Here is a 14,438-nt window from a genome sequence, read left to right as displayed (position 1 = left end):
CCTGGGCTCCAACGCCTCCACGCGGTAGGCGTCACGAATGCGCGCCACCTCGGCCCGAAGCCCCCCATTGGGACCACCTCTGACCGACTGACCAGGCGAGTGTTTGCTACGACCACGCATGGCATTGCGGGGACGATTCCAAGTCGGCCAGAACGGTTTCATACAAGTGACTTTTCTGAGGGGCGAAAAACAAATCGCCACACCGGCAGGGCGCGGTGTGGCATCAGGTCATGGACGGCTTACGAAGCCTCGGCCATCGCCGCCAGGCGATCGTCCTTCAGCATGATCAGGCGTTCGATTTGCGCGAGCGAGACCAGGTGGGCGTAAATGGCGGGCAAATAACGCTTCTCTCGCAGTTCAACGAAACCTTCGGTGGACAGCGAGTTCAGACGTTCTTCGTTGAGCACGTAGCAGCCGTTGATGTTTTTGATTTTGTCGGCTTGACGAACGCGCATGTTCAGCGGCGTGAACATGTTGTGGCTGGCCAGGTTTTTGCAGAATTCGCGCGTGAAGACGTCCATTTGCTGCAGTTCGCCCAGGTAGCGCTTGACGTTTTCCAGCGGCTCGGCAGGTTCACCCTTGTCGTCAAACAAGGCGACGCCCTCGGTGTCGCTGATCAGCTCGCTGCCTTCATCGATACAGACCGTGAATTTGCCCTCTTCCCCGGAACTGGCCAGGGCAAACGGGTAGCGGCGGATGATGGCGGGGACGTAGGAGGCCTGCCATTTGCCGTCTTCGCCCACAAACAGGTTCTCACCTGCATCCAATCCCATCAGCACCACCGGGCGGAAGCTGTCTTCCTTCTTGTCTTCCAAGAACACCACGGGGTAGATGGACGCCGCACGAGCGAACTCGTGAACCATGATGGAAGCGATATGAAACTCAGAGGCAAAGCCGAAGCCCTGAACCTGACGAACTTTTTTGTTGGCGTGGCGAGCCTTGTTCACTGGCACTAGGTTTTTATACATGGTCGGACCCTTTTTTGGATAAGAACTAAAACAAAACCATTAACATTTTGAAACGCGAAACTGGGAAAATCGCTCCTGCAACATACCATGAAAAAACCCCGATAAATCAAGGGTTTGCGAGCTTCAATGAACAGAAAATCGATAAAACTACCGTCGCTGCGAGCCCCATCACGCTCTGCATCCGGGGATTGACGTTTCCAGTTGTTTGATGCCTCCGGGCTCTTATCCAGCCGTCTGTGGCAACCGTTCTCAGGGCGATGGTCTTTTGATCACCACACCCTTTTCGGCAAAAAAGCGGCGGATTCCAACCTTCATGCAAGCGGCGCCATGGTCTCGGACATTTCGTCTGGAAGCCGCCACCTGGCGGGTGTGCGGGTCACGCCCATTGGAGGCAACGCGCGCAAGGCGGTCGTGTGTGGCGCAAGCCTCCCGCACCACATTGAACTTGCCGCGGTGCGGCGCCACACGAAGCTGCGCCGCATCGGCAATGCCGTCTGGGCTGGATCCGGCCAGTCCTCTGAACAGATCGACCCGTGGGATAGGGACGAAAGTCCGGCGGCCCTGGATAGAAGAACGGCGAAAAGCAGCCGCACAAACAAGGATCGGGGATCGTCTGGGTGTCTGTTGACCGATCCGGTGCACGGCCCATTCCATTTCACAAGCGGATCGGAAGAGCTTGCGCCCCCATGCTCGGGACCTCCCAGCGGCATACACTGGCTCGCCCACAGCCCTTAACGAGTCGTCGATAGCCATGCGCGTTGTTCGCCTGACCCACTGGAAAGCGTTTGTCGAGGAAACTGAGCGCCTGAACGGGTGGGCATTCCGGGGCGAGATCTCGGCCAACTGGCCGTTGATGACATCGTTGGCCCGGCGCCTGCTGGCTTACTGCCCTGACCGCAGTCTCTGGCCCCTGCGCGAAATGCGGGCGTTGCGCATCTTTCGACGCAAAGCACACAACTACCTGCGCGACGAGCACCCTCTGCGAGACGATCTGCGCAGCCTGTCCCTGATGCAACATCATGGTGCGCCGACCCGCCTGCTCGACTTTTCCAAATCGCCCTATGTGGCCGCCTTTTTTGCGCTGGAGCAGGCCTCCTCGGACGCGGCGGTGTACGCACTGAACACGCCCCGGCTGTGGTCGACCGCGCCGCAATCGACCCCCCATCTGACGCGCGACGTCATCGATCCCCGAATCGACGGCCACTTTGAGCGTTATTTCTGGCCCAACGTGAACCCCGTGATCTGGTTCGGCGAGCCCGCCGAGATGGACCGCCGCCTGGTGGCGCAGTCGGGCCTGTTTGTGGTGCCGGGACGCATCGACCTGCCCCTCGAACAACTGCTGGACAGTTACGACCCCCACACCGAGCTGCTGACCAAGTATGTGCTGCCCATCGAAATGCGGCACGAAGCCTTGGCGGCGCTGTACCGCATGAACGTGACCTACGCCTCGCTGTTTCCCGATCTGGAGGGGCTCGCCCGGGCCAGCGGCTACGAACTGGAAATGGTGTGGGACCGGCTGATCGAAGACTACCAACACCGCCCGGCGGGCGAAGACGCGGCGCCACGCTGACGTTGCGCCCCGGCGCCCCGAGCGGGCTCACGTCCGCGCTGACCTGAGCCCACGCATATCCCTGTAGATTGGTCGGGTATGGGCCCGATCCCGTGATTGGGTTTACGATTGATTCCGTAATGAATCATCGTTTCTTCTATAAAACGAATCATGCCGGCCACACCCCAAACATCTCCTGATACCCCCGCGATCGAGTTCATCGGGGTGGACAAACGTTTTCCGGGTCGCAACGGGGCACCCGATGTGCTGGCGGCACGGAGCGTGAGCCTGTCCATCGCGCCGGGCGAGGTGGTGTCCATCATCGGCCCATCGGGCTGCGGCAAGAGCACCCTGCTGAACATGGGCGCCGGGCTGTCCAAGCCATCGGCCGGCACGGTCAAAGTGGGTGGAGAGGTGGTGTCCGGGCCGAACATGCACGTGGCGTTCATGTTGCAAAAAGACCTGCTGATGCCTTGGCGCACCATCGCCCAGAACGTCGAATTCGGGCTGGAGCTGCGCGGCGTCAAAGCGGCCGAACGGCGGGCCATTTCGACCCGCCTCCTGGCCCAGTGCCACCTCAAGGGCTTTGAAGCCCACTACCCCAACCAGCTCTCGGGCGGCATGCGCCAGCGCGCCGCCATGGCACGCACCCTGGCGGTGGACCCGCTGGTGCTGCTGATGGACGAACCGTTCTCGGCCCTGGATGCGCAGACCAAGATGATCCTGCAGCAGGACCTGGCCCGCACCGTCCAAGAGCACGGCAAGACGGTGCTGTTCATCACGCACGACCTGGCCGAAGGCGTGGCGCTGTCCGACCGCATCCTGGTCATGAGCGAGCGCCCCGGCACCATCGTCGAAGAGATCGTGGTGGACATCCCCGGCCGCGACAACCCCATGCAGCGACGCAAGCACCACGACGTCGGTGACTACGTGGCCCGCCTGATGGACCTGCTCAAGCTCGACGCCAACGCCAACGTGCACTGACCGCGCGCCCCCCCCCTTTCCCACCGCTTCTCACGACAACTCCGGAGACGACCATGAAGCTTTCGAAAACCCTCGCCGGCACCCGCCGCACCTGCCTGGCCTTGCTGGCCGCCACCGCCCTGGCCGCGCCGCTGGCGGCGCAGGCGCAGCTGCGCGAGGTGACCTACCTGCTGCCCGCCCCCGGCACGCTGCCGGCCTTCGGCCCGTGGATGCTGGCGCAGGCCAAGGGCTACTACGAGCAGGAGGGGCTGAAGGTGAATTTCGTCACCGCGCGCGGCGGCGTGGACGTGGCCAAGCAGATCGGCGCCGGCAACGCGGTCATCGGCGGCGCCATCGGCGACACCCCCATCATCGCGCGCGCCCAGGGCATCCCGGTCAAGGCGGTGGCGGTGCTGGGTTCGGGCTCGCTGACCCAGCTGGTCAGCCACAAGGACGAACGCATCGAAAGCCCGCGCGAGCTCAAGGGCAAGACGGTCACCGTGCTGGCCTACACCGACACCACCTACTACGCGCTGCTGGGCATGCTCAGCAAGGTCGGCCTGACCAAGAACGACGTGAACATCCAGGCCGCCGGCCCGGCGGGCGTGTGGCAGCAGTTCGCCGCCAAGAAGGCCACGGCCATGGCCGGCGTGCCGGACTGGACCGTCAGCGCCATGGACGCCGGCGCACAGGTGGACATCCTGCCGGCCGACATCTATTTCAAGAGCATGGCGCAGGCCATCCTGACCTCGGACGAGGTGATCCAGAAAGACCCGCAGCTGGTCCAGAAGCTGGTGCGCGCCACGCTCAGGGGCATGAAAGACATCATGGCCGACCCCAAGGCCGCGACCGCCGCCTATGTGAACCATGTGCCGGCGCACAAGGGCAAGGAGGCCAGCATCCTGAAGGCCTTCGAGCTCTACAACAAATACGTCTACGCCGGCCAGAAGGTGCCCGGGATGATGGACGAAGCGCGCCTGGGCGAGCTGCAGAAGTTCTATGTGACCAATGGTGTGGTGCCCAAGGAGACGCCGCTCAAGGACCTCTACACCAACCAGTTCGTGGGCAAGTGAGCGGCCACGCTGCGTGACGAGACGGAGTCCTGACGTGCACAAAGAAAAACTGGTCACCGCCGCCTGGAGCTTCGGCGTTCTGGTGGTCTTCCTGGTCCTGTGGGAGTACGGCCCCGGCCTGGTCGGCATGCCCGAATTCGTGCTGCCGCCGCTGTCGGCCGTGGTGGCCGAGGGCGCGCGCATCTGGGAAGCCGAGCGCCTGCTCTGGCACGCCGGCATCACGGCCGCCGAGGTGGTGATCGGCTTCGTGCTCGGGTCCCTGCTGGGCGCGCTGATCGGCTACGCACTGGGCGTCTCGCCCCGTGTCGAAGCCGTGCTATCGCCCTACCTGCTGGCGCTGCAGATCGCACCCAAGGTGGCGTTTGCGCCGCTGTTCGTGATGTGGCTGGGCTACACCATGTACCCCAAGATCCTGGTGGCCGTGCTGATCGTGTTCTTCCCGGTGCTGATCAACGTGCTGTCGGCCATGCGCGCCATGGACGGCGACCTGACCAACCTCGCCCGCTCGTTCTCGGCCACCCGGTTCCAGATCTTCCACATGGTCGAGTTCCCGACCACCTTGCCGCCGCTGTTTTCGGGCCTGCGCATCGCCAGCACGCTGGCGGTGATCGGCGTGGTGGTGGGCGAACTGGTCGGCGGCAACATGGGGCTGGGCTACCTGCTCACGTTCTTCGAAGGCCAGGGCAACACGGCCGGCGTGTTCGTGGTCATCGGCGCGCTCACCGTGATCGGCATCGTGGCGTATTACGCCGTGGTGATCGCCGAAAAGCGCGTGCTGCACTACCTGCCCTCCGCACAACGCTGATGCCCATGACCCGAGAAATCCAACTGCAGGGCCGGCGCGTGCTGGTCACCGGCTCGGCCCGCGGGCTGGGCGAAAGCTTTGCCCGCGCCCTGGTGGCCGCCGGCGCGCGGGTGGTCATCAGCGATGTGCTGCACGAGCGCGGCCAGGCCCTGGCCACCGAGCTGGGCGCCGCCGCGCACTACGTGCCCATGGACCTGATGGACCCGGCCGCCATCCACGACGGTGTGGCCGCGGCAGCCGCCGCCCTGGGCGGGCTGGACGGTCTCATCAACAACGCGGCCATCACCAACTCGGGCGGCAAAGGCCTGGACGAGCTGACCGTGGACACCTGGGACCGCGTGATGGACGTGAACGTGCGCGGCACCTGGCTGGTGACCGCGGCCGCCCGCCCGCACCTGGCCGCCAGCGGCAGCGGGCGCGTGGTCAACATCGCGTCCGACACCGCACTGTGGGGCGCCCCGCGCCTGCTCGCCTACACGGCCAGCAAGGGTGCGGTGATCGCCATGACGCGTTCGCTGGCACGTGAATTGGGCGCAGACGGCACCACCGTCAACGCCATCGCCCCGGGCCTCACGCTGGTCGAGGCCACCGAATACATCCCGCAGGCCCGGCACGACCACTACCTGCAGGGGCGCGCCATCCAGCGTCCCCAGGTCCCCGATGACGTCAACGCCGCCGCGCTTTTCCTGCTCACGCGCAGCGCCGGCTTCGTCACCGGCCAGTTGCTGCCGGTCAACGGCGGCTTCGTCATGCACTGAACCATGAACACCCCCGCGCCGGGCTCCGCCCGTCACCCCCTCCAGCAGGCAGCACCAGCGGCCCGGCACAGCCGGCTCCGCGGTGTTGCGCGACCCGACACCGCACACACCCCGTCCCCAACACCCACCGAGAGGACCCCATGAACGCAACCGTTTCCACCCAGACCCTCGCCGCCAACGAGCCGCGGTTCAACGACCGCGGCCTGATGGACGCCAACATCCCGCCCGAGGCCGAGATCCAGGCCGGCATGGGGCCGCAGCCCGGCCAGAGCTTTGCCGAGTGGATGGAAACGCGCGTGGCGCGCAAGTCCACCCGCCGCTACGACTGGGACGCGCTGAAGTTCCAGGCCGACTTCGACCCGAAGTACCGCCGCGCCCAGATGCGCTACGTGGGCACCGGCGGCACCGGCGTGGCCACCGACGGCAACACCGTGCCCGCGGGCCATTTCACCTTCTCGACCATGGTGATCCCGGCCGGCAACATCGGCCCCTCGCACATCCACTACGACGTGGAAGAAATCTTCTTCGTCATGCGCGGCGCCATGAAGGTGATCTGTGAGAAAGACGGCCAGCGCTGGGAGGCCGTGGTCGGTGAACGCGACCTGATCTCCGTGCCGCCCGGGGTGTACCGCGAGGAACACAACGTCGGCGACGAAGACGCGCTGATGTGCGTGATGCTGGGTTCGCCCAAGCCGATCACACCGACCTACCCGCCGGATTCGCCGCTGGCCAAGATAAGGCGGTGAACACCCCCCTGCGCCGCTGCGCGGCTTCCCCCCTCTGTGGCGCGCCTTCGACGCTTCGAGGGGGGACGGCGCCAGTGGCCCGGCGAAGCCGGTTCCACGGCACCTCTGGACCCCATCCTTCTCACGTCGCCTCCCATCTTTTCCCATGACCCCTTCCGACCGCCTGTTGCAGCACCCCGTCCGGCTCGCCGAGCTGGGCGGTGGCGTGCGCGTGGCGTACCGCGAGGCCGGCCCGGCCGCGACGGTCACGCATGTGCTGCTGCACGGCATCGGCTCGGCGTCGGGCAGCTGGGTGTTCCAACTGGCGGCGGCGCAGGCCCACCCGGCCGTGCGGGTGCTGGCCTGGGACGCCCCAGGCTATGGCGACAGCACGCCGCTGGTCCCCGTGGCACCGGACGCGACGGACTACGCCACGCGCCTGTGGGCCTGGCTGGACGCGCTGGATGTGCGCACCCCCGTCACGCTGGTGGGCCACTCGCTGGGCGCGCTCATGGTGGCGCGGGCCGCCTTGCTGCGGCCGGGCCGTGTGCAGCGGCTGCTGCTGCTGGCGCCGGCCCGCGGGTACGGCCAGGCCCCGGCGGCCGAACGCGCCGAAAAGCTGGGCGGCCGGCTGGCCCTGCTGGCCCGGCTCGGCCCGCAAGGCATGGCCCAGGCGCGCGGCGCGGCCATGCTCTCGCCCGCTGCGCCCACCGCGCTGGTGGACGCCGTGCGCGAAACCATGGCACGCGTCCACGTGGGCGGCTACACCCAGGCCGCACGGCTGCTCGACCAGGGCGACCTGCTGGCCGACCTGCAACAGGTCAAGTGCCCGGTGCAGGTGGCCAGTGGCAGCGCCGACACCATCACCCCGCCCGCGGCCTGTCAGGCCGTGGCGCGCAGCGTCGGGCAAGATCGGCACGACCTGGGACCGGTCGGTCATGCCTGCCCGCTTGAAGCTGCGGACGCCGTCAACGCCTTGACGGGGCTGGTTCCCCTCCAACCCGCCGAGTGACCCCCATGAACGACAAAACCGTTTCCGCTGCGCCTGTTTCCGCCGACGACCGCTACACCGTCCCCGCCCTGCAGCGCGGGCTGCAACTGCTGATGCAATTCAGCCGCGACGACCGCGAGCTCGGAGGGGCCGAGCTCTCGCGCCGGCTCGACCTGCCACGGGCCTCGGTGTTCCGCATGCTCTACACGCTGGAGCAGGGGGGGTTCGTCGAGCGGGTGGGCGACAGCGGCAACTACAAGCTGGGCCTGGCCGTGCTGCGCCTGGGCTTCGAATACCTGGCCTCGATGGAGCTGACCGAACACGGACGCCCGGTGATCGAGGAGTTGCGCGACCGCTGCGGCTACTCGGCCCACCTGGTGGTGCGCGACGGGCGCGAAGTGGTGTTCATCGCCAAGGCCGCCGGACGCAACGCGATGTTTCATTCCATCCAGGTGGGCGCGCGCCTGCCGGCGCACGCCACGGTGCTGGGACGCATCCTGCTGGCCAACCTGGACCGCGCCAGCCTGCGCCAGCTCTACCCTGAAGACCCGCTGCCGGCCTACACCTCCCGCACGCCGACCACGCTGGACCAATTGCTGACCTTGATCGGGCAGCACCGCGTCGAGGGCCATGGCGTGAGCCAGGGCGGCTTCGAGACCGGCATTTCCACCATCGGCGCCCCTGTGTTCAACGACCGCAGCGAAGTGGTGGCGGCCGTCAGCATCGCCGTGCCGGCCCAGCGCGTGAATGACACCGAGCTGCCGGGTCTGGTCGAGCAGGTCCAGGCGGCCGCCGCCCAGCTCACCGAACGCATCAGCCATGTGCCCAGCCGGGGCGCATGGCCTTCCAAACCCCCGAACCAACGAGTCGCATGAGCACGTCTTCCACCCGCATCACCGTCGGCGAACTGGCCGCGCGCTTTCTGGAGGCCTGTGGCGTTCAGGCCGCCTTTGGCGTGATCTCCATCCACAACATGCCCATCCTGGACGCTTTCCACCGGCGCCAGAAGATCCGCTTTGTGTCGGCGCGTGGTGAGGCGGGCGCCTGCAACATGGCCGATGCCTACGCCCGCGTCAGCGGCACCTTGGGGGTGTGTGTCACCAGCACGGGCACCGGTTGCGGCAACGCCGCGGGTGCGCTGGTGGAAGCCATCACCGCAGGCACGCCCCTGCTGCATCTGACGGGCCAGATCGAATCGCCCTTCCTGGACCGCGACCTGGGCTTCATCCACGAGCACCCGGCGCAACTGGCCATGCTCAAGGCGGTGGGCAAGGACGCGTTGCGCATCCGCAACCCCGAGACCGCACTGGCCACCCTGCGCGAAGCGGTGCGTTTGGCCCAGACGCCGCCTTGCGGCCCGGTGAGTATCGAGATCCCGATCGACGTGCAGAAGATGCTGGTGGACCTGCCGGCCGACATCGCCCCGGTGGCGGTGCCGCCGGTGCAGCCAGACATGGCGTTGGTGGACGCGCTGGCCGAGCGCCTGCTCAAGGCCCGCCGCCCGCTGCTCTGGTTGGGCGGCGGCGCGCGCCACGCGAGCACGGCGGCGGCACGCTTCGTGAAGATGGGCTTCGCCATCGTCACCTCGGTTCAAGGGCGTGGCACGGTGCCGGAAGACCACCCCCAGACCCTGGGCAGCTACAACCTGCAAAAACCCGTCGAGCGTTTTTACGAAACGCTGGACGCGATGCTGGTGGTGGGATCGCGCCTGCGCAGCAACGAGACCCTGACCTATCAGCTGCACCTGCCGGCCACGCGTTACCGGATCGACGCCAACCCCCTCGCCGAAAACCGCGCCTACACCAGCGAACGGTTCATCCAGGGCGACGCGCAGCTCACGCTGAACGCCCTGGCCGATCGGCTGGAAGGCCGCATGCAGATCGACCCCGAGCTCGCACACGACGTGCAGCAGGCGCGGCGTGAGGCGGTCGCGCTGATCGATGGCGCGATCGGCCCCTACGTGAAGCTCAAGAACGCCTTGGGTGAAGTGGCGCGCAAGAACATCTGGTGGGTGCGCGACATCACCCTGTCCAACACCATGTGGGGCAACCGCGAACCGGCACTGGACCACCCCCGCGCCGGGGTGCACGCCCTGGGCGGCGGCATCGGCCAGGGCCTGGCCATGGGCATTGGCGCGGCGGTGGCCGACACGCAGCACGGGCTGGGCCGCAAGACCGTGGCGCTGTGCGGCGACGGCGGCTTCATGCTGAACGTGGGCGAACTGGCCTGCGCAGCGCAAGAGCAGGCCAATGTGCTGTTCATCGTCATGAACGACCAGCGCTACGGCGTGATCCGCAACATCCAGGACGACATCTACGGCAGCCGCCACTGCTACGTGGACCTGCACACGCCCGACTTCGCGCAGTTCTGCGCCTCCATGCAGGTGCCGCACTGGCGCCTGCGCGATCCGGACGCGACGGCGGCCACGCTGCGCGAGGCCATGGCGGTGCAAGGCCCCGCGGTGGTGGAAGTGGACATGAACGCCTGGGGCCCCTTCGCGGCCAAATTCGCCGGCCCCCCCAAGAAGTGACGCGACCACTGGAATGCCCCACATGCAGAACGTCACCCTGATCGGTTTTGGTGCGATTGGCCGCACCCTGTTTGCCCGCATGGCGGGTCACCCGGGCGTGCGGATCACACACGTCGTGGTGCCCGAGGGACACCGCGCGCAGGCCGAGCAGGTCTTGCAAGGCGCCGCTCTGGTCGTCGATGCCGTGCCGCACGGCACGCATCTGGTGCTGGAGTGTGCCGGTCACTCCGCGCTGACGGACCATGTGCTGCCGGCGCTGGAGCGTGGCATCGAATGCGCGGTGCTGTCGGTGGGCGCCCTGGCCGAACCCGGCCTGCCGGAGCGACTGGCCACTGCGGCCGCGCTCGGTGGCACCCAGGTGCACCTGCTTTCGGGCGCCATCGGCGGGGTGGACGCCCTGGCGGCCGCGCGCATCGCCGGACTGGACAGCGTGACCTACACCGGCCGCAAGCCGCCCGCCGGCTGGCGCGGCACGCCGGCCGAGCAGGTGACCGATCTGGACCGCATCCGTGAACCCACCGTGATCCTGGAAGGTTCGGCGCGCGAAGCGGCCCACCTCTATCCCAAGAACGCCAACGTGGCGGCCACCGTATCGCTCGCCGGTCTCGGCCTGGACGCCACCCGCGTGCGCCTGATCGCCGACCCGACCGTCACCGAGAACATCCACGAAATCGACGTGCGCGGCGCGTTCGGTGAAATGCAGATCACCATGCGGGGCAAGCCCCTGCCCGACAACCCCAAAACCTCGGCCCTGACGGTGCTGTCGGCGCTGCGCTTCCTGCAGAACCGCGGCGCCGCCGTGACCATCTGAGTCTGACCATGACCGAGTCACTGCAGAGCTACATCGGCGGCCGCTGGCGCGATGCGTCCGGCCCCGAATACACCACCGAATACCCGCACGACGGCAGCACCGTGGCGCGCCTGCACGCCGCCACCGCCGCCGACGTGGACGAAGCCGTGCTGGCGGCCGAGCAGGCACGGCGGCAACCCGCCTGGGCCGGGCTCAGGCACCACGAACGCGCCGGCATCCTGTACCGCGTGGCGCAGGGCATCCGCGAACGCGCCGAAGCGCTGGCGCAGCTGCAGCGGCTGGACAACGGCAAGCCCATCAAGGAATGCCGCGCGCTGGTGACCAGCGCCGCCGGCACCTTCCAGTTCTTCGGCGCCGCCGCCGAGACCTGGGAAGACACCGTCACGCCATCGCGCGGCGACTACCTGAGCCTGAGCGTGCACGAGCCGCTGGGTGTGGTGGGCGCCATCACCCCCTGGAACAGCCCCATCGCCAGCGAGGCGCAGAAGCTCGCGCCCGCCCTGGCCGCGGGTTGCGCGGTGGTGTTCAAGCCGGCCGAGATCACGCCCCGCATGGCCATCGAGCTGGCGAAGATTTGTCAGCAGGCCGGCGTGCCCGACGGCATCGTCAGCGTGCTGCCCGGCAAGGGCAGCGTGGTCGGCGACGCGCTGGTCAAGCACCCGCTGATCAAGCGCATCGCCTTCACCGGCGGCACCACCGTGGGCCTGGGCATCCAGCGCCTGGCGGCCGAGAAGCTCATGCCCACCTCGCTGGAACTGGGCGGCAAGTCGCCCACCATCGTCATGCCCGATGCCGACCTGGACCACGCCGTGGCCGGGGTGCTCTACGGCATCTTCAGTTCCTCGGGCGAGTCCTGCATCGCCGGATCGCGCGCCTTCGTGCACGTGAGCCTCTACGACGAATTCAAGCGCCGCCTGCTCGACGGCGTGAAACGCCTGCGCGTGGGCGACCCGGCCAGCGAAGACACGCAGATGGGCCCGCTGGTCAACCTCGGCCACCGCGCCAGCATCGAGCGCTACGTGCAACTGGGCCGCGACGAAGGCGGCACCGTGTTGTGCGGCGGCGAGCGCCCCCGCGGTGGCTTCTACGACGCCGGCAGCTACTACCTGCCGACCGTGTTCGAGGGCCTGCCCAACAGCGCCCGCATGTGCCAGGAAGAGATCTTCGGCCCGGTGCTGGCCCTGCTGCCCTGGCAGGACGAAGCCGACCTGATCGCCCAGTGCAACGACAACATGTTCGGCCTGGCCTCGGGCATCTGGACGCGCGACTTCAAGAACGCCTGGCGCATCGGCCGCGCGCTGCAGACCGGCACGGTCTGGGTCAACACCTACAAGCTGTTCTCCATCAGCACCCCCTTCAGCGGCGTGAAGATGAGCGGCTATGGCCAGGAGAAGGGCCGCCTGGGCATCCTCGAATACACCAGCCAGAAGAGCTTCTACATCGGCCTGAACGAACAGCCCATGCCCTGGGCCCTGTCCTGAGGAACGGATTCATGTTGGCACGACGCACTTTTTCGATCGCGGGGCTGACGGCGCTGATGCTGCTCAGCGCACCCGCGTGGGCACAGTCCGCGGCCGAGAAGGCGCTGGCCGCCGACCGCTTCACCCTGGTCGCGCCGTTCCCGCCCGGCGGACCGGTGGACACGCTGGCCCGCCTCGTGGCCGACGGCCTGGGCAAAAAGTACGGCCAGCCGGCGCTGGTGGAAAACCTGCCCGGCGCGGCCGGCAACATCGGCATGGAGAAGGTCAAACGCGCCCGGCCCGATGGCCACACGCTGCTGGTCATCCCGGCGGGCAACCTGACCATCAACCCCACGCTGATGCCCAAGTTCCCGTTCAACGTGGACCGGGACTTCGTGCCCGTCGCCATGCTGGCCAAGACGCCCAATGTGCTGGTGGCCTTCCCGGGCGCCGACCTCAAGACCGCGCAGGACGTGGTCAACGCCGCCCGGGCCAGACCCGACAGCCTGTCGTTCGCGTCGCCGGGCATCGGCAGCGGCCTGCATCTGGCGGGCGAACTGTTCAAGGCGCAGACCGGCACCGAGTTGCTGCACGTGCCCTACAAGGGCACCCCGCCAGCGATGAACGACGTGCTGGCCGGCACCGTTCCGCTGATGTTCAGCAACCTCCCGGCGGTGCTGCCACACATCAGAAGCGGGCGGCTGCGGGCCCTGGCCATCACCGACACCGTGCGGTCACCGGTGGCCCCCGAGATCCCGACGCTGGCCGAGCAGGGCGTGGCCGGCGTGGTGGTCACCTCCTGGTACGGCGTGCTGGCGCCCGCGGGCACCCCGGCCGATGTGGTGGAGCAACTCGCACGCGACGCGCAGGAGACCCTGGCGCAGCCGGCCGTGCGCGAACAGCTCAAGGCCCAGGGGCTGGCCGAATGGAACCTCAAGACCGGCGAGTTCGGCGCCCACATCCGCGCCGAAACGGCCGGCTGGGCCAAGGTCATCAAGGCCAAGGCCATCACCCTGGAATGACCGCATGAACCACGTCCACGACGCCAGCCCGGACCCCACGATTCTGCTGACCATCGTGCTCAAGCACCATGCGGGGCTGACGCTGGACGACGTGCAGGCGCGCCTGAAAGACAGTGGCTGGTGGGACCACTTTCCGGTCGAGGGCACGCGCGTCGTGTCCTGGACCGTGGCCATGGGCCTGGGGCAGATCGTCACACTGGAGGTGCCGCCGCACCGGCTGGGCGCGGTGAACCTGGAACTGGAGCGTTCGGCCTGGGGCGTGTTCCGGACCGAGGTCTACCCCACCTACGATTTCGTGCCGGTGCGCGAGCGCATCGTCGAGCGTGTGAAGGCCGGCGGGCAATGAACGCGACCGTGCCCCACCGCATCGCCTGCGCCGAGGCGCCCGATCTGCCGCACGCCCACTGGACCAACGGCTGGCGCTTCGGCAACGACGTGGTGCTCTCCGGCCAGACCGCCCACCCGGCCACGCAGCGCGCGGCCGATGCCGGCCAGCCCCTGGACGCCTGCGAACAGACGCTGGTGGTGCTGGGCCGGATCGAAGCGCTGTTGCGGGCCGCGGGCGGCCACCGGCACAACATCGTCAAAACCGTGGTCTACGTGACCGACATCGCCGACAAAGACGCGGTGGGCCGCGCCCGGCGCGCGTTCTTCGGCGATCACCTCCCCTGCTCCACCCTGGTCGCGGTCAGCGCCCTGGTGTTTCCCGAACTCAGGGTCGAGATCGACGCCTGGGCCCGTCTGGACGTGGACCTGCGCACGAGCACGAGCACGACATGACCC

15 protein-coding genes are annotated in these 14,438 nt (G+C 67.6%); 14 read left to right on the top strand and 1 reads right to left on the bottom strand.

The genetic code is table 11. The features are described from left to right. Positions 1-239: 239 nt before the first annotated feature. Positions 240-947 (bottom strand): SapC family protein, encoded by a 708-nt coding sequence (locus RMP09_RS09755; RefSeq protein ID WP_310565786.1) that lies wholly within the window; start codon positions 945-947, stop codon positions 240-242. A 772-nt stretch (positions 948-1,719) separates the two neighbouring features. On the opposite strand from RMP09_RS09755, the gene RMP09_RS09750 reads away from it, so the two are divergent. From RMP09_RS09750 to RMP09_RS09685, 14 genes are all read left to right on the top strand, one after another. Next, the gene (locus RMP09_RS09750; protein WP_310565785.1) at positions 1,720-2,538 is read left to right on the top strand and encodes an FRG domain-containing protein; all 819 of its coding nucleotides are present in this window, start codon (positions 1,720-1,722) and stop codon (positions 2,536-2,538) included. Between the two features lie 150 nt (positions 2,539-2,688). Continuing rightward, positions 2,689-3,501 carry an ABC transporter ATP-binding protein gene (locus RMP09_RS09745; protein WP_310565784.1) on the top strand — a complete coding sequence of 271 codons (813 nt, stop codon included), beginning with the start codon at positions 2,689-2,691 and terminating at the stop codon, positions 3,499-3,501. Positions 3,502-3,554: 53 nt separating this feature from the next. Further along, entirely contained in the window at positions 3,555-4,553 is a 999-nt protein-coding gene (locus RMP09_RS09740; RefSeq protein WP_310565783.1) for an ABC transporter substrate-binding protein, read from the top strand. A 34-nt stretch (positions 4,554-4,587) separates the two neighbouring features. Further along, positions 4,588-5,358, top strand: coding sequence for an ABC transporter permease (locus RMP09_RS09735; protein WP_310565782.1), 771 nt, complete (start codon positions 4,588-4,590; stop codon positions 5,356-5,358). 5 nt (positions 5,359-5,363) lie between these two features. Beyond that, complete coding sequence (locus RMP09_RS09730; protein WP_310565781.1) at positions 5,364-6,116, top strand: SDR family oxidoreductase; 753 nt, start codon at positions 5,364-5,366, stop codon at positions 6,114-6,116. A 248-nt stretch (positions 6,117-6,364) separates the two neighbouring features. Then, positions 6,365-6,862 carry a cupin domain-containing protein gene (locus RMP09_RS09725; RefSeq protein WP_310565792.1) on the top strand — a complete coding sequence of 166 codons (498 nt, stop codon included), beginning with the start codon at positions 6,365-6,367 and terminating at the stop codon, positions 6,860-6,862. Between the two features lie 145 nt (positions 6,863-7,007). Next, positions 7,008-7,853 (top strand): alpha/beta fold hydrolase, encoded by an 846-nt coding sequence (locus tag RMP09_RS09720; protein WP_310565780.1) that lies wholly within the window; start codon positions 7,008-7,010, stop codon positions 7,851-7,853. Positions 7,854-7,858: 5 nt separating this feature from the next. Further along, positions 7,859-8,707, top strand: coding sequence for an IclR family transcriptional regulator (locus RMP09_RS09715; RefSeq protein WP_310565779.1), 849 nt, complete (start codon positions 7,859-7,861; stop codon positions 8,705-8,707). Continuing rightward, positions 8,704-10,362, top strand: coding sequence for a thiamine pyrophosphate-binding protein (locus RMP09_RS09710; protein ID WP_310565778.1), 1,659 nt, complete (start codon positions 8,704-8,706; stop codon positions 10,360-10,362). The genes RMP09_RS09715 and RMP09_RS09710 overlap by 4 nt, the downstream gene beginning before the upstream one ends. 22 nt (positions 10,363-10,384) lie before the next feature. After that, entirely contained in the window at positions 10,385-11,173 is a 789-nt protein-coding gene (locus tag RMP09_RS09705) for an aspartate dehydrogenase (RefSeq protein WP_310565777.1), read from the top strand. A gap of 8 nt (positions 11,174-11,181) precedes the next feature. Then, positions 11,182-12,654 (top strand): aldehyde dehydrogenase, encoded by a 1,473-nt coding sequence (locus RMP09_RS09700; RefSeq protein WP_310565776.1) that lies wholly within the window; start codon positions 11,182-11,184, stop codon positions 12,652-12,654. Positions 12,655-12,665: 11 nt separating this feature from the next. Continuing rightward, positions 12,666-13,655, top strand: a complete 990-nt coding sequence (locus RMP09_RS09695) for a tripartite tricarboxylate transporter substrate binding protein (protein WP_310565775.1) — start codon at positions 12,666-12,668, stop codon at positions 13,653-13,655. A 4-nt stretch (positions 13,656-13,659) separates the two neighbouring features. After that, on the top strand, positions 13,660-14,001 hold the full coding sequence (locus RMP09_RS09690) for a hypothetical protein (RefSeq protein ID WP_310565774.1): 342 nt from the start codon (positions 13,660-13,662) through the stop codon (positions 13,999-14,001). Continuing rightward, entirely contained in the window at positions 13,998-14,435 is a 438-nt protein-coding gene (locus RMP09_RS09685; protein ID WP_310565773.1) for a Rid family hydrolase, read from the top strand. The genes RMP09_RS09690 and RMP09_RS09685 overlap by 4 nt, the downstream gene beginning before the upstream one ends. Positions 14,436-14,438: the final 3 nt, after the last annotated feature.

Source organism: Hydrogenophaga sp. (assembly GCF_031426985.1).
Lineage (GTDB): Bacteria > Pseudomonadota > Gammaproteobacteria > Burkholderiales > Burkholderiaceae_C > Hydrogenophaga.
The sequence above is the reverse complement of the archived record's forward strand: the minus strand, read 5'-3'. Positions and strand labels throughout refer to the sequence as shown.

Excerpts from the sequence above, each read along its gene's own strand:
- RMP09_RS09750 (WP_310565785.1), top strand. The coding sequence starts at position 1,720 with ATGCGCGTTGTTCGCCTGACCCACTGGAAAGCGTTTGTCGAGGAAACT.
- RMP09_RS09745 (WP_310565784.1), top strand. The coding sequence starts at position 2,689 with ATGCCGGCCACACCCCAAACATCTCCTGATACCCCCGCGATCGAGTTC.
- RMP09_RS09740 (WP_310565783.1), top strand. The coding sequence starts at position 3,555 with ATGAAGCTTTCGAAAACCCTCGCCGGCACCCGCCGCACCTGCCTGGCC.
- RMP09_RS09730 (WP_310565781.1), top strand. The coding sequence starts at position 5,364 with ATGACCCGAGAAATCCAACTGCAGGGCCGGCGCGTGCTGGTCACCGGC.
- RMP09_RS09725 (WP_310565792.1), top strand. The coding sequence starts at position 6,365 with ATGGGGCCGCAGCCCGGCCAGAGCTTTGCCGAGTGGATGGAAACGCGC.
- RMP09_RS09720 (WP_310565780.1), top strand. The coding sequence starts at position 7,008 with ATGACCCCTTCCGACCGCCTGTTGCAGCACCCCGTCCGGCTCGCCGAG.
- RMP09_RS09715 (WP_310565779.1), top strand. The coding sequence starts at position 7,859 with ATGAACGACAAAACCGTTTCCGCTGCGCCTGTTTCCGCCGACGACCGC.
- RMP09_RS09710 (WP_310565778.1), top strand. The coding sequence starts at position 8,704 with ATGAGCACGTCTTCCACCCGCATCACCGTCGGCGAACTGGCCGCGCGC.
- RMP09_RS09705 (WP_310565777.1), top strand. The coding sequence starts at position 10,385 with ATGCAGAACGTCACCCTGATCGGTTTTGGTGCGATTGGCCGCACCCTG.
- RMP09_RS09700 (WP_310565776.1), top strand. The coding sequence starts at position 11,182 with ATGACCGAGTCACTGCAGAGCTACATCGGCGGCCGCTGGCGCGATGCG.
- RMP09_RS09695 (WP_310565775.1), top strand. The coding sequence starts at position 12,666 with ATGTTGGCACGACGCACTTTTTCGATCGCGGGGCTGACGGCGCTGATG.
- RMP09_RS09690 (WP_310565774.1), top strand. The coding sequence starts at position 13,660 with ATGAACCACGTCCACGACGCCAGCCCGGACCCCACGATTCTGCTGACC.
- RMP09_RS09685 (WP_310565773.1), top strand. The coding sequence starts at position 13,998 with ATGAACGCGACCGTGCCCCACCGCATCGCCTGCGCCGAGGCGCCCGAT.